The following is a 13,171-nucleotide window of genomic DNA, read 5'->3' as shown; positions in this document are numbered from 1 at the left end:
CTCCCAGCGATCTGAGAAACGCAGTCTGAGCATCCATTGCGAAACGCACTCCCATCTTGAGATGGGTATCACCTCGCAGTCCGCGCCGGCGCAGACAACGTGCCGCTCAGACACCGCTTACTTTCCTTCAGTTCCGCCGCCAAGGCGCCCAAGCGATGGATCACCTGATCGAAGCCCTCCGGCGTGACCTCCGGAATGCCGAGGCCGACGGCGACGAAATCGAGATCGGGATAGAGCTGCAACGGCTCTGGCGGCACCGCGCCGGCGGCGGGGGGGACGATCATGCCGACGCAGGTCATGTCCGGCCTTTCAGCGTCAGGATCAGGGTGGAGATATCGTCCTCCGCATGGCCCAGATCGCAGGTCGCGCGCATCAGGGCGCGGGCGCTGTCGGTCATCGGCAGTTCGGCGCGGTCGCCGCCGACCTCGGCGATGGTGTCGAGATCCTTCAGCATCATCGCCACCGTGCCCAGCGGGTTTTCGAAGGTCTCGCGCGCCATGCGCGGGGCGAGGAGCTGGAAGGGCTTGGAATCCGCGAAACCGCCGGCCAGCGCCTCGGTCAGCCGGGTGGCATCCACGCCCATGACCCGGGCGAAGTTCACCGCCTCCGCCACCACCGCCATGGTGCAGCCGGAGACGATCTGATTGACCAGCTTGGTCATCTGGCCGGCGCCGGTTTCGCCCATATGGGTGACCCGCTGGGCCAGCGGCGCCATCAGCGGTTCGGCCTGGGCGAACTCCGCGGCGCTGCCGCCGGCCATGATGGTCAGCGTCCCGGCGGTCGCCGCCGGCGTGCCGCCGGAGACCGGGGCATCGACCCAGCCCATGCCATTGGCGGTCCGCAGACGTTCGGCGAATTCCCGGGTCAGCCCCGGGTCCATCGAGGAGAAATCGACGAAGAGCTGCGGTCCGGTCACCTCGGCCACGCCATCCTCGCCGAAGAGCACTGCCTCGACGGCGGCGGCATTGGTCAGGCAGGCCATGATCACATCGCTCTGGCGCGCCAGAGCGACAGGGCTTTCGGCGCGCCGGGCACCGGCGGCGACGGCGGCATCGCATTTCGATGGCGTCCGATTCCAGACAGTGACCTCATAGCCCGCCTTCAGCAGGTTCATCACCATCGGCTCACCCATCAGCCCGGTGCCGAGGTATCCCAGACGCGGCATGTTCATTCCTCCACCTCGTCGATCGGCCAGTCGACCGCACCGGAATGGGTGATCGCGCCGTAATAGGCGCTTTTCACCTGGGCCGCGTATTTCTCATGCGCGCCGGCCAGACGGCGGGGCGGACGGGCGGCCAGCGCCTTGCGCCGTGCCTCCAGCACCTCCGTGTCGACCAGGAGGTCGATGGTGCGGGCCTCGCGGGTGTCGATGCGGATCGGATCGCCATTTTCGACCAGCCCCAGCGGACCACCATTATAGGCCTCGGGCGAGAGATAGCCGATGCACATCCCCCGCGTCGCGCCGGAGAAACGGCCATCGGTGACCAGCGCCACCTTTTCGCCCATGCCCTGGCCATAGATCACCGCGGTCGGCCCCAGCATCTCGCGCATGCCGGGGCCGCCGGCGGGGCCCTCGTTGCGGATGATGATCACATCGCCCTCGCGGTAATCGCGCTTGCGGATCGCGGCCATGCAGTCTTCCTCGCTTTCGAACACGCGGGCGGGGCCCTCGTGCACCCGGACCTTGAGACCGGCGACCTTGATGAAGGCGCCCTCGGGGGCGAGGTTGCCCTTGAGCACGATCACCCCGCCGGAGCTGTCGCGTGGGCTGTCGACCGAACGGATTACCTCGCCATCGGGTGCCGGCGCATCGGCCACCGCCTCGGCCAGGGTCTGGCCGGTGATGGTCAGCGTGTCGCCATGCATGTGGCCGGAGCGGATCAGTTCCTTGATGATCACCGGCACGCCACCCAGCCGGTGCACGTCCAGCGCGTAATACGCGCCACCGGGGCGCAGGTTGCCGATCAGCGGCGTGCGTTCGAAGACGGCGCCGACATCGTCCATGGTGAAGAGGATACCGGCCTCATGCGCGATGGCGGAGATATGCATGCCGGCATTGGTCGAGCCGCCGGTGGCGGCGACGATGGCACAGGCGTTCTCCAGCGACTTGCGGGTGATCAGATCGCGCGGCAGCGGCCCGCCGCGCTCCAGGATCTCCATCACCATCTTGCCGGCCCTGCGGCCCAGGGCGACCCGCTCGGCATAGACCGCCGGCATTGTGGCGCTGCCCAGCGGCGCGATGCCCAGCACCTCTGAGACCATGCCCATGGTGTTGGCGGTGAACTGGCCCGGGCAGGCGCCGATGGTGGGCATGGCGGCGCGCTCCATCTCGTCCAGCTCCTCTACCGTCAGCTCTCCGGTCATCACCGCGCCTGCCCCCTCATAGGTATCGAGGATCGACACCGGCTTGCCCTTGTAGACCCCGGGCAGGGTGGAGCCGCCGAAGACAAAGACCGAGGGCGTGTTGAGCCGCACCATCGCCATGATCAGCGCCGGCAGGTTCTTGTCGCAGCCGCCGTAGCCCACCAGCCCGTCATAGGCGTGGCCGCGCATCACCAGTTCCACCGAATCCGCGATCAGGTCGCGCGACATCAGCGAATTTTTCATCCCCTGATGGTTCATGCTGAACCCGTCGGAGACCGAGATGGTGGTGAATTCGCGCGGCGTGCCGCCGGCCTCCTGCACGCCGCGATAGGCATAGCGCGCCTGTTCGCCGAGATTGGCGTTGCAGGGCGAGGTCTCTCCGGCGGTGGAAACGACGCCGATCATCGGCCGCGCCATCGCATCGTCATCCAGCCCCTGACCGCGATAGAAGGCGCGGTGCGGCACCCGGTCGAGCCCGTCGGTGGTGATGCGGGAGCGCAGCTTGCGGTTGCTGGCCTTGGGGTCGGTCATTTCAGTGTTCCTCAGGTCTGGATCGGGCCGGGATGGCGGTCGCCGGCGTGGGGAAGGGGACGATCCCTGCGGCCGCCGGGGCGGCCGGGTGCGGAAATCGCCGCGAAGCGCGGGTCGGGCTCTGGTCATTGGCGGGCGCTGGCGCCAACATGCGCGCCAAGACCTCAGCACCGGAACGGGAGAGTGAAACGTGACATCCGAAATCGACAGCGTGGCCGCAGCCCTTGCAACCGCGCGGGGCGTGGTGGCGCCCTATGATCTGCCGCAGGGGATGGGCGGGGCACCCTTCGCCGATGCCTATGCGCTGCAGGACGCCTATGTCGCCGCTATCGGCGCGCCGGTGGCGGGCTACAAGCTGGCGGTGAACGGCAAGCCGCAGCAGGCGCATTTCGGCGTGACCGAGCCGGCCTGGGCGCGGGTTCTGGCACCCGAGGTGCATCCTGGCGGTGTCGTCCTGCCGAAGGCCGCCTATGGTGAGCTCTGCATCGAGGCGGAGATTACCGCCATTCTGGGCCAGGGGGTGGCGGATCTGTCGGGGCCGGTGAGCGCCGCTGACGCGCGCGGGCTGATCGAGCGTTTCTGCGCCTCGATCGAACTGATCGACCAGCGGGGCATTTCCATCGCCGGTGTCGAACTGGGGCAGGCCATCGCGCTCAATGTCTTCAACGCCGGCTGTGTGCTGGGCGAGGGCGGTATCGCCCCGGAAGCGCTGGAACTGGACAAGCTGCATGTGACTTTGAAACTTGACGGGGAACTGGCGGGCGAGGCCACCGGAGCGGCCCCGCAGGATCCTTTTGAGGCGGTCGCCTGGCTGCTGACCACGCTGATCGCGCGGGGCACCGAGGTCGCGCCGGGGATGCTCGTCATGTGCGGAACCCATCTGCCGCTGCGGGTGCTCGACCCGGAGGTCGACCGCGTCGAGGTGACGATGGGGCCGCTCGGCAGCGTCGCGTTTTCGCGCAGCGCCTGACGGTATCGCGTTCGTCCGGGGTCGGGCCTGCGCCCGGCCCCGCAAGGACCTAGGCCACGAAAGAGGCCAGCCAGGTCGACAGGAAGGGCACCACGACGATCAGCGTCAGCCGGAAGATATCGGCGACCCAGAACGGCGTCACACCGCGAAAGATGGTGCCGGTGGTGACATCGGGCAGCACTCCGCGCAGCACGAAGACATTGAGCCCGACGGGCGGCGTGATCAGGCTGATTTCGGTCACCACGACGACGACGATGCCGAACCAGATCGCGTCATAGCCCAGCTGCATGACGACCGGATAGAAGATCGGCACGGTCAGCAGGATCATCGACATGCTCTCGAACACGCAGCCCAGCAGGATGTAGATCACCAGAATGGCGACGATCACCATCCAGGGGGTCTCCTGAAACTGCATCGCGAAGCTCACCAGCCCCTGCGGGAAATCGGTGAAGTTGATGAAATTCGCGAAGAGCAGGGCGCCGATCAGCACGGCGAACAGCATCGCGGTGGTCTCGACGCTCTCGACCAGGATTTCGGTCAGCACCTTCCAGGTCAGCGCGCCGCGCAGCAGCGCGAAGAGGAAGGAGCCGAGCGCGCCGATCCCGGCGGCCTCGGTCGGGCTGAAGACACCGCCGTAGATACCGCCCATCACCACGATGAAGAGGATCAGAACCCCCCAGACGCTGCGCAGGGCGCGCATGCGCTCGGGCCAGCTCTGGCGGTCGGCGGCGGGCCCTTCGGCGGGACGGCGCCAGGTCACCCAGCGCACCGCCAACAGGTAGAAGACCATCCCCACCGCCCCGGGCAGGATGCCGGCGGCGAAGAGCTTGCCGATGCTCTGCTGCGTCAGGATACCGTACATCACCAGCATCACCGAGGGCGGGATCAGGATGCCCAGTGTGCCGCCGGCGGCGATGGAGCCGGTGGCCAGCGAATCCGAATAGCCGAACCGCCGCATCGACGGCATGGCGACCTTGGACATGGTGGCCGCCGTCGCCAGTGACGATCCGCAGATGGCGGAAAAGCCGCCGCAAGCCACCACCGTGGCCATGGCGAGCCCGCCCTTGCGGTGCCCCAGAAAGGCGTTGGAGGCATTGTAGAGCTCGGCCGCCAGCCGGGCCCGGGCAACGAAATTGCCCATCAGCACGAACAGCGGCACCACCGAGAGCTCATAGTTGATCGCCGCATCGAAGGCGGTCTGCCCGACGTTGTAGAGCGCGGCGGTCGGGCTCATCACCCAGGCCATGCCGGCAAAGCCCACCAGCGCCATGACAAAGGCGATCGGGATGCGCAGAAAGGCGAGGATCAGCAGGACGGCAAGGCCGATCAGAGCTTCGGTCATCTCAGCTTTTCCCCGGAATCTTGCGGCCGGTCACGACCAGGATCACATTGCCGAGCGCCGCCAGCGTGGCGATGGCGCAGAGCCCGGCCATCGCCGCGCTGAACGGCCACATCGCCAGGAACAGTTCGTCGGTGACTTCTTCGTATTCGTGCTGGTCGAACGATTTGATCGCCAGTCGCCAGGCGATCAGCCCCAGCGCGCCGGTGCAGAAGAGATGCACGAAGACGGCCTGGATCTTGGCCATCGGCAGCGGGATGATGTCATCCAGCAGGTCGACGGTCACGTGGTTCTCGTTCAGCACCGTCAGCGGCAGCGCGCAGAAGATGATGGCGGGCATCATCAGCGACACCACTTCGTAGGTGGCGGGCAGGGGGGCTGAAAACAGGTAGCGCCCCATCACGTCCGCGAAGGTGAGAAACATCATCGCGAACAGCAGCAGGCAGGCGATATAGGTCAGAAACCACGCCAGAGGTGAGAGACCGCGGATATGCCCCGCGGTCCCATGAGCGGTCTGAATGTCCACTTTCGGATACTCCCGGAGGCCTTACTTGGCCTCAGCCTCGAGCGCTTTCACCTGCTCCTGGAAATAGGCGTAGATTTCCTTGCCATCGAGCCCTTCGGCGGCGGCGGCGGCATAGTAATCCTCAAGAAACTGGTCGCGCAGGCCGCTGATCGCCTCGATCAGCTCGGGCGAGGCGTCCTCGATGGTGTTGCCGTTGGCCTTCAGATCCTCGAGCCCCTTGGCGTTGATCACGTCCCAGCCGTGGCCGGCGATCTTGGCGAAAGCCTCGCCCGAGAACTGGTCGATGATCGCCTTCTCGTCCGCCGGCAGGTTGTCGTAGGTCTTCTTGTTCATGAACAGGAAGTGGCTGGAGGAATACCAGCCGCCCGGCACGTTGGTGGAGTATTTGGTGACATCGGTCAGGTTGAAGCTGGTCACGCTCTCATAGGGGAACATGATGCCGTCGGCGATGCCGGAGGACAGGATCTCGTAGGATTTGGACGAGGGCTGGCTGATCGACACGCCGCCCCAGGCCTCGGTGATCGCCTTGGGGATGACACCGCCGGTGCGCATCTTCTGGCCTTCCATGTCGGCGGGGGTGGCGATGACCTTCTTGGTGTGATGCACCTGACCGGGGCCGTGCATCATCATGCCGACCAGATAGAGCCCTTTGTAGAGCCCCTTGTCGGCCAGATACTTGTCATGGGTGCGCTGCAGCGCGATCGAGGTGATCTCGGCGCTGTCGCCCAGAAGCGGCAGCTCGGCGAAGAGATAGGGGGCGAATTGCTTGCGCGCATAGCCATGCACGGAGAAGGAGACGTCGGCCTGTCCGGTGCGTACCGCGTCCAGCGAGCCCTGCGGCGAGGCGATGGCCTTGGGCAGGCGCTTGAAGGTGATCTTGCCGTTCGATGCCTTCTCGACCGCCTCGATCCAGGGGATGTAGACGTTGAGGTTCACCGGGTGGGTCCAGGGAATCCAGGACGAATAGGTCAGCTCGGTGGCCATCGCCGCACCGGTCGAAAGGGCCGCGGCAGTGATGCCCGCGGAAACGGTTGCGATCAGACGTTTCATGATCATGGTGGGTCTCCTGTTGGTCCGTTTTGGTCGCGCCCCGGTTGGTCCGGAGCCTGATTGAAGTCGGGTTTTAACTTTTATCTTCAGGGTATTGGTACACAAACGCAAACCCCTTTTGGGGAAGGCGGTCACAATTGCAGGGTTCCGATGCTCGCGCCGCCGCAGACATAGAGAGTCTGGCCGGTGACGAAGCTGCTTTCGGGGGCGCAGAAGAACAGGAAGGCGTTGGAGATATCCTCGACCTCGCCCAGCCGCCCGACCGGGATTCGCGCCGCGAGCTGGGCCTCGCGGTCGCTGTCCTTTTCGATGATGCTCCAGAAATTCTCGGTCCGGATCGGGCCGGGGGCCACCACGTTGACGGTGATCCCATGCGGCGCCAGCTCCAGCGCCCAGGTGCGGGCCATGCCGATGATCCCGGCCTTGGTCGCGGAATAGGCGGTGCGGGTCGGCACCCCCAGCGCGGCGCGCGAACTGTTGAAGACCACCCGGCCGAATCCCCGCGCCTTCATCGCCGGCAGCACCGCCTGCAGGAGCGTCAGCGCCGCACCCAGATGCAGCTGGGTCAGCGCCAGCAAGTCCTCCGGGCGGGCGTCCTCCACCAGATTGGGGCGGATCAGCCCGGCGTTGTGGATCAGATGGGTGACCTCGAACCGCCGGGCGATTTCGGCGGCGGTCTTCGCGGTGGCCTGCGGATCCAGCAGATCGGTCGGCAGGCTGATCAGATTGTCATGGGTGAACTCCGGATCGGTCAGCGACACGCAGATCACGCGATAGCCGCGCTCCAGCAGCCGTTGGGCCAGATCGGCGCCGATGCCCTGGCTCGCCCCGGTGATGACGGCGGTATGGTCGGTCATGTGGTGGTCCTTGTGGGCGGTCGTCAAACGAAAACCGGGCGCCCTGGCGGGGCGCCCGGCGCAGGATCAGGGCAGGAGCTGGATATTGCCGAAGGCGGCGTCGCAGTTCAGCAGATCGACCCGCTTGTTCGCGATCCTGATCTTGCCGTCGATCACCGTCAGCTCATGCGTCGCGGTGATCGCCAGCAGGAACTGATCGTCCAGCCGGGTTTCCACGTAATGCATGTTGGTATTGGTGACATAGCGGTTGGCCCCGGCGTCCATCACATCGACGAAGGGGCGCTGGATCACGTGATGACAGCGGCTTTTCGGTTTCTGGCTGAAGGTGCGGGCGCCGTTCAGCCGTTCGACCCGGAGCCTCAGCATGAACTGATCCTCATACAGCAGCGAGGTGACCAGATCTGGGTCGGTCTGCTTGTAGTCGAGCGGCATCCAGTAGACCCCCTCGGGCATCCAAAGATCCAGCCATTCGGTGTAACGGCCCTCGTCCAGCATGCGGGCTTCGTCATAGATGAAGTCGATCAGATCCTCACGGGCAGGAAAGCTCATTCCGCGGCCTCCGCTTGTGCCGGCGCCGGTTGCGGCGCCATGAATTTCACCCAGGCGTGGAACTGGTTGCGCATCTGCCGTTCGGTGGTGCCGTTCTCGACCGCCTCATGATCGAAATCCTCGCCGTCTTCATAAAGGCGCTGGATATTGACCCATTCGATGCCATCGGCGGCCAGCCCTTCCTGCGCGCGTTCGTACATCTCCAGATCGTCGTGCCCGACCATCGAGGTGGGCGCGTTGATCAGCCGGTTGTACATCGCGGTGCGCGCCAGCAACTGGTCAGGGGCATCGACAAGGCGGTAGATATAGCTTTCCACCAGCGTCTTGTCGGGACCGAGCGGAATGAAGTTCCTCAGCTGCTGGATCGGTCCCTTGATCATGATGTTGGGGAAATAGACGGTGTTGTGCCGGTTCTCCCCGAGGATCTGTTTCGCCTTCTCCTCGCCATAGGCGTCGACCATCTGTTCGAAATAGCCGGGGATGGCGGAATAATCCGAATGGATCGAATGATGCACGCCGGTGTGGCCATGGCCATTCGGCCAGGTGCGGATGCCCATGTTCTCGAAGAACTCGTAGGGCGACATGAACGGCGCGATGATCTCCATCGCCATCGGCTTCGGTTTGTCGGCGGGCCAGTCCATATCCTCGAAGATCTTCACCGCGGTGCCGGCGCTGGATTCATGCGCCACCATCGGGTGGCAGGTGTCGGTCTGGTTTTCGACCAGCATCTTCCAGTTGCACTTGTGCATGTAGCGCAGCGGCGGGCCGGCAACCTCCAGCCGCCCGGCGGGGGAGCGGTCGACCATATTGTCGAGCGAGGACAGGCTGTCGCCGAAGAATTCCTCGAACCCGATGCCGTCCTCCGCCAGACGGGCGAAGATGAAGCCGCGGTAATTCTTCACCGCGCCGACCGATTTCATGCCCTGGCCGCTGACGGTCTCTTCCAGCCCGGTGCCCTCGTAGCCCTTCTTCAGCGGGATCGCCAGTTTGCAGCCATCGGTCTTGAACGACCAGGCGTGATAGGGGCAGCGAAAGAACTTGCCGGTATTGCCCTCGCGGTCGATCGCGATCTTGGTACCCTTGTGCGGGCAGCGGTTGTAGAGGACGTAGATTTCGTTGTCGCTGTGGCGCACCTGGATGATCGGCTGATCGCCGATCTGGGTGGTGTAGTAATCGCCCTTGTTCGGCGTCTGGCTGTCGTGGCCGACAAACACCCAGGTGTTGGCGAAGAGATGTTTCATCTCCAGCCGGTAGACCTCGGGGTCGGTATAGACGTCGCGGTGGACCTGATGCGGCTGGACCAGATCTGTGACCGTGTCGATGGTGTAAGCGGGGGTATAAGCGGGCGTGTCGGCTGGCATGTGGCGTTCCTTCCCTAGAGGTCGAGCACCAGGCGGGCCGATTTGGCCCGGCTGACGCAGATCTGCATGAGTTTCCCTTCGGCCTTCTCTGCATCCGACAGCACCACGTCACGGTGGTCGGGGATGCCGCTGATCACATCGGTCTGGCAGATGCCGCAGTCGCCGCGCTGGCAATCGTAGATCAGATCCATGCCGCCTTCCTCCAGAACCTCGATGATGGTCTTGTCCGGCGGGATCAGGAAGACTTCGCCGGTCGAGGCGATCTCGACCTCGAAGGCGGTGTCGCCGGCCTCGTGCTGGGCGGAGGTGAACAGCTCGAAATGAATCTGCGCATCCGGCAGGCCGGCGGCATTGGCGGCGGCGCGGGTGGCCTCGATCATCGGCTTGGGACCGCAGACATAGACATGGGTGGCCGGATCGACATGGGCGAAAAGCGCACTCAGGTTCAGCGGTGCGATATCGTCGTGATGGAACTGGGCGGCGGCGCCGAAGGCCTCTGCCAGCGCCTCCTCATAGGCCATGACGCCACGGTTGCGGCTGGCGTAATGCAGCGCGAAGGGCCGCCCCGCCGCCTGCAGCGCGGTGGCCATCGACAGGATCGGGGTGATGCCGATGCCGCCGGCGACCAGCAGGGCGGGGCCGGTGTGATCCTGCAGCGGGAAATCGTTTTTCGGGCCGGTCACCGCCAGGGTATCGCCGACGGCGAGACTGTGCATCTGCCGGGAACCACCGTCGCCCTCATCCTCGCGCTGAACCGCGATGCGCAGCACATCGCCGCTGTCGCCGGGCCAGTCGACCAGCGAATAGGATCGCTCACCCAGCGGGCCGAGGTCGAATTTCAGATGCGACCCGGCGTCGTGGGCGGGCGGGGCGGCGCCATCCGCCGGCCGGAGCGTGAACTCCCGGATGCGGCCGGTCAGATCGCGAAGGCTGTCTATGACCAGTTTGTCTGTCACGTTTTTATCTCCCTGTGCAAACAATATGAAATTTCATATAATACCGGTCAAGCTTTTTCTTGACTTGCCCTGCGGTCGCGGCAGGGTGGCTGCGCAAGAACCGGGCAGGAGCCTATGACCTCAGAAAAATCGCAATCGGATCAGTCCTTTGTCCCCTCCTATCTGCTCTATCTCCTGGCCAAGGTCAGCGATCGGGCGAGTGCGGAGTTCCACGCACACGCCCGGGCAGAGGGGCTCAGGGTGCCGGAATGGCGGGTGCTCGCAAGCCTGACGGATGAGGATGGCGCGATGACCACGAGGCTCGCCTGGCTGTCGATGATGGAGCAGTCCCGGCTGACTCGAATCATCGATCAGATGGTGGAGCGGGGTCTGGTGATCCGCCGGTCGGATCCGCAGGACGGGCGGCGCGTGCGGGTGTTTCTGACGCTGGAGGGGCGGGCGCTGGCGCTGCGCCTGCGCGAGGATGCGCAGGCGCATGAGGCCCGCATCCTCGCCCGTCTGGACCCCGAGGATGCGGCGCGGCTGAAGCCATTGCTGGCGACGATGCTGGAACAGCTCGAGGCGCCCGAAGGCGATCAGAGCATGTCGCGGCACTCCGGCACCGGGGTCAGCGGCGCGCCATCGGTGAAATAGGCGATCAGATTGTCGGCGGTGAGATCGAACATCGCCTGCCGGGTCTGATGGGTGGCGCTGGCCGCATGCGGGCTGAGGATCACCCTGTCGCTGTCCTTCAGTGCCTGCGGAATCCCCGGCTCCTCGGCGAAGACGTCGAGCGCGGCAAAGCCGAGCGCCCCGGTTTCCAGCGCCGTGATCAGCGCCGGCTCGTCCACCACCGAGCCGCGGGCGACGTTGACGAGGATCCCATCGGGGCCGAGCGCGGCCATCACCTCGGCATTGATGATGTGATCGGTGGCGCCGCCGCCGGGCAGCAACAGGATCAGCGCGTCGCAGCGCCGGGCCATGGCAACCAGGTCGGCACAGTATTCATGGGGAACATCCGGCTGGGCGTGGCGACCGTGATAGAGGATCGGCCCGCCGAATATCTCCAGCTTTTTCGCCAGGGTGCGGCCGATCCGGCCCAGACCGACGATGCCCAGCGTGGCGCCTTCCAGCGTGCGGGTCAGCTGCGCCCGGCCGTCCCGCGCCCAGCGGCCGGACCTGGCATAGGCATCCTGCGCCAGCAGATCGCGGCTTGCCGCCAGCAACAGAAGCAGCGCGTAATTCGCGACATCGGCGTTCAGCACGTCGGGGGTATGGGTCACCAGAATGCCACGCTCCTTGGCGGCGGCGACATCGATCAGATCGTAGCCAACCCCGAGCGAGGAGATGATCCTGAGGTTCGGCAGCCGGTCCATAAGCGCCGCCCCGAGCGGGCTGAAACTGGCATTGGCCATGCCCACCACGCGGTCGCCGAACTCGGCCAGCCAGGCGTCGGAGGGCATCTCGCCGGTGTCGCGGTGCAGGGTGAAGGCCGCATCCAGGCGGCTGTCCAGACGCGGCGGCAGCACGCCGCGGGCGTAGATTTCGATGGTCTTGCTCATGATGTCCTTTCGGGGCGCCTTGGGGGCGCCGCCCGTTGATCGGGGGCGGCGGCCGGGTCCGGCCAGAGGCTGCCAGACCGGAGACGTGAGCACCAGACGCTTGATCACCGGCGGACGGGGGATCGTCGCGTCCTGCACAATGCCGGGGCAGTCGGGGCCGGGGCAGTCTGGGCGGGCCGACGCGCGCATGACGATCATGATGTTTGTGTTGACATGGGCGCCGGAGTGGTCGAAATGCGCCGCCGGTGTGCCATCGCAGCGGATCCTCTCCGGCAGCGGTAGGGAACTGGCGCAAGACCCGCTTATCCATGCAAATGGAAGTTTCTTCGGGGCGAGCTGGCAGAGGCGCCGAACGGCGCGGGCTCAGGGCCCGGCGCAGCCGCAGGGGCCCGTATGGCCGATATGCTTTATCGGTCAAGTAAGGTAAGGGCACTGACCTGCGTGACCAAGGGGAATGCTGCCAGAATGCGCAGCCCGGACCGCCCGCCAGGGGCGGGGATGCGAAAGGGTTGCGAAAGGTTGAAATATCATGGAAATATGGCCGGCAGTCGAACGGCCCACGCGCCGGAGGAGGGCGCAGCGATGCGCAACGCTATCAATACTCGCTCGGGAGAGACATCCATGACCGATACCGGTGACAGCCCGGACCCCATCACGCGCTCCTGGCTGGGAGAGGTCGGGCTGAACGGATTTGCCCCCTATCTGATGAACCGCATCATGGGACGGTACAACGCCGACTTGCGGCGCGAGATGGCGGCGCTGGGGCTCAGCACCGCGAAGATGCGGGCGCTGGCGGTCCTGTCGGTGGTCGACGGCATCCAGATGTCGCAGCTGGGCGTCTATGCGGTGGTCGAACAATCGACCCTGTCGCGGGCGGTGGATTCGCTCTGTTCCGACGGGCTGGCACGGCGCGAAAGCGATCCCGACGATCAGCGCGCCACCCGCATCTTCCTGACCCGGGCCGGGCGCGCCGCCTTCGACCGGATGTGGCCGCATATGGCCGACAGCCATGACCGCATGTTCCAGGGCATCCCCGAGGACGAACGCCGGGCCTTCATCGGCACCCTGCACAAGATGCTGAACAACGTGAGGCAGCACGAGTACTGATGCCGCCGGTGGTGGCTGTG

Annotated in this window: 14 protein-coding genes; 3 read left to right on the top strand and 11 right to left on the bottom strand. The window is 65.5% G+C overall.

Features of this window, described 5'->3' with window-relative positions:
- Positions 1 to 68: 68 nt before the first annotated feature.
- The 3 genes from QO033_RS23680 to ilvD are packed head-to-tail and all read right to left on the bottom strand — an operon-like array spanning position 69 to position 2,895.
- On the bottom strand, positions 69 to 284 hold the full coding sequence (locus QO033_RS23680; protein ID WP_284483249.1) for an aspartate racemase/maleate isomerase family protein: 216 nt from the start codon (positions 282 to 284) through the stop codon (positions 69 to 71).
- A gap of 11 nt (positions 285 to 295) precedes the next feature.
- Entirely contained in the window at positions 296 to 1,165 is an 870-nt protein-coding gene (locus tag QO033_RS23675) for an NAD(P)-dependent oxidoreductase (protein ID WP_284483248.1), read from the bottom strand.
- Positions 1,166 to 1,167: 2 nt separating this feature from the next.
- The gene (gene ilvD, locus QO033_RS23670; protein ID WP_284483247.1) at positions 1,168 to 2,895 is read right to left on the bottom strand and encodes a dihydroxy-acid dehydratase; all 1,728 of its coding nucleotides are present in this window, start codon (positions 2,893 to 2,895) and stop codon (positions 1,168 to 1,170) included.
- Positions 2,896 to 3,085: 190 nt separating this feature from the next.
- On the opposite strand from ilvD, the gene QO033_RS23665 reads away from it, so the two are divergent.
- The gene (locus QO033_RS23665) at positions 3,086 to 3,865 is read left to right on the top strand and encodes a 2-keto-4-pentenoate hydratase (protein ID WP_284483246.1); all 780 of its coding nucleotides are present in this window, start codon (positions 3,086 to 3,088) and stop codon (positions 3,863 to 3,865) included.
- A gap of 49 nt (positions 3,866 to 3,914) precedes the next feature.
- On the opposite strand, the gene QO033_RS23660 is transcribed toward QO033_RS23665, so the two are convergent.
- The 7 genes from QO033_RS23660 to QO033_RS23630 all read right to left on the bottom strand — a co-directional run bounded on the left by QO033_RS23660 (position 3,915) and on the right by QO033_RS23630 (position 10,503).
- Positions 3,915 to 5,207 carry a TRAP transporter large permease gene (locus QO033_RS23660; RefSeq protein WP_284483245.1) on the bottom strand — a complete coding sequence of 431 codons (1,293 nt, stop codon included), beginning with the start codon at positions 5,205 to 5,207 and terminating at the stop codon, positions 3,915 to 3,917.
- 1 nt (position 5,208) lies between these two features.
- On the bottom strand, positions 5,209 to 5,730 hold the full coding sequence (locus QO033_RS23655) for a TRAP transporter small permease (protein ID WP_284483244.1): 522 nt from the start codon (positions 5,728 to 5,730) through the stop codon (positions 5,209 to 5,211).
- Between the two features lie 21 nt (positions 5,731 to 5,751).
- Complete coding sequence (locus tag QO033_RS23650) at positions 5,752 to 6,786, bottom strand: TRAP transporter substrate-binding protein (RefSeq protein ID WP_284483243.1); 1,035 nt, start codon at positions 6,784 to 6,786, stop codon at positions 5,752 to 5,754.
- Positions 6,787 to 6,911: 125 nt separating this feature from the next.
- Positions 6,912 to 7,637 carry an SDR family NAD(P)-dependent oxidoreductase gene (locus QO033_RS23645; RefSeq protein WP_284483242.1) on the bottom strand — a complete coding sequence of 242 codons (726 nt, stop codon included), beginning with the start codon at positions 7,635 to 7,637 and terminating at the stop codon, positions 6,912 to 6,914.
- 66 nt (positions 7,638 to 7,703) lie between these two features.
- Positions 7,704 to 8,186: an aromatic-ring-hydroxylating dioxygenase subunit beta gene (locus tag QO033_RS23640; RefSeq protein WP_284483241.1), complete on the bottom strand. Its 483-nt coding sequence runs from the start codon at positions 8,184 to 8,186 to the stop codon at positions 7,704 to 7,706.
- The gene (locus QO033_RS23635) at positions 8,183 to 9,547 is read right to left on the bottom strand and encodes an aromatic ring-hydroxylating dioxygenase subunit alpha (RefSeq protein ID WP_284483240.1); all 1,365 of its coding nucleotides are present in this window, start codon (positions 9,545 to 9,547) and stop codon (positions 8,183 to 8,185) included. The genes QO033_RS23640 and QO033_RS23635 overlap by 4 nt, the downstream gene beginning before the upstream one ends.
- Before the next feature lie 14 nt (positions 9,548 to 9,561).
- The gene (locus QO033_RS23630) at positions 9,562 to 10,503 is read right to left on the bottom strand and encodes a PDR/VanB family oxidoreductase (protein ID WP_284483239.1); all 942 of its coding nucleotides are present in this window, start codon (positions 10,501 to 10,503) and stop codon (positions 9,562 to 9,564) included.
- Between the two features lie 114 nt (positions 10,504 to 10,617).
- On the opposite strand from QO033_RS23630, the gene QO033_RS23625 reads away from it, so the two are divergent.
- Positions 10,618 to 11,136, top strand: coding sequence for a MarR family winged helix-turn-helix transcriptional regulator (locus QO033_RS23625; protein WP_284483238.1), 519 nt, complete (start codon positions 10,618 to 10,620; stop codon positions 11,134 to 11,136).
- On the opposite strand, the gene QO033_RS23620 is transcribed toward QO033_RS23625, so the two are convergent.
- Positions 11,079 to 12,044, bottom strand: a complete 966-nt coding sequence (locus tag QO033_RS23620) for a 2-hydroxyacid dehydrogenase (protein ID WP_284483237.1) — start codon at positions 12,042 to 12,044, stop codon at positions 11,079 to 11,081. The two genes, QO033_RS23625 and QO033_RS23620, sit on opposite strands and share 58 nt — an antisense overlap.
- Positions 12,045 to 12,665: 621 nt before the next feature.
- On the opposite strand from QO033_RS23620, the gene QO033_RS23615 reads away from it, so the two are divergent.
- Positions 12,666 to 13,151 (top strand): MarR family winged helix-turn-helix transcriptional regulator, encoded by a 486-nt coding sequence (locus QO033_RS23615; protein WP_284483236.1) that lies wholly within the window; start codon positions 12,666 to 12,668, stop codon positions 13,149 to 13,151.
- The last annotated feature ends 20 nt before the right edge of the window (positions 13,152 to 13,171 follow it).

The organism is Pseudodonghicola flavimaris (assembly GCF_030164425.1).
Lineage (GTDB): Bacteria > Pseudomonadota > Alphaproteobacteria > Rhodobacterales > Rhodobacteraceae > Pseudodonghicola > Pseudodonghicola flavimaris.
This window is presented reverse-complemented; position numbering and strand designations above follow the sequence as displayed.

Bases quoted from the DNA above. Each gene is read 5' to 3' on its own strand.
- QO033_RS23620 (WP_284483237.1), bottom strand. From the start codon at position 12,044: ATGAGCAAGACCATCGAAATCTACGCCCGCGGCGTGCTGCCGCCGCGT.
- QO033_RS23660 (WP_284483245.1), bottom strand. From the start codon at position 5,207: ATGACCGAAGCTCTGATCGGCCTTGCCGTCCTGCTGATCCTCGCCTTT.
- QO033_RS23680 (WP_284483249.1), bottom strand. From the start codon at position 284: ATGATCGTCCCCCCCGCCGCCGGCGCGGTGCCGCCAGAGCCGTTGCAG.
- QO033_RS23645 (WP_284483242.1), bottom strand. From the start codon at position 7,637: ATGACCGACCATACCGCCGTCATCACCGGGGCGAGCCAGGGCATCGGC.
- QO033_RS23675 (WP_284483248.1), bottom strand. From the start codon at position 1,165: ATGCCGCGTCTGGGATACCTCGGCACCGGGCTGATGGGTGAGCCGATG.
- QO033_RS23650 (WP_284483243.1), bottom strand. From the start codon at position 6,786: ATGATCATGAAACGTCTGATCGCAACCGTTTCCGCGGGCATCACTGCC.
- ilvD (WP_284483247.1), bottom strand. From the start codon at position 2,895: ATGACCGACCCCAAGGCCAGCAACCGCAAGCTGCGCTCCCGCATCACC.
- QO033_RS23615 (WP_284483236.1), top strand. From the start codon at position 12,666: ATGACCGATACCGGTGACAGCCCGGACCCCATCACGCGCTCCTGGCTG.
- QO033_RS23640 (WP_284483241.1), bottom strand. From the start codon at position 8,186: ATGAGCTTTCCTGCCCGTGAGGATCTGATCGACTTCATCTATGACGAA.
- QO033_RS23635 (WP_284483240.1), bottom strand. From the start codon at position 9,547: ATGCCAGCCGACACGCCCGCTTATACCCCCGCTTACACCATCGACACG.
- QO033_RS23625 (WP_284483238.1), top strand. From the start codon at position 10,618: ATGACCTCAGAAAAATCGCAATCGGATCAGTCCTTTGTCCCCTCCTAT.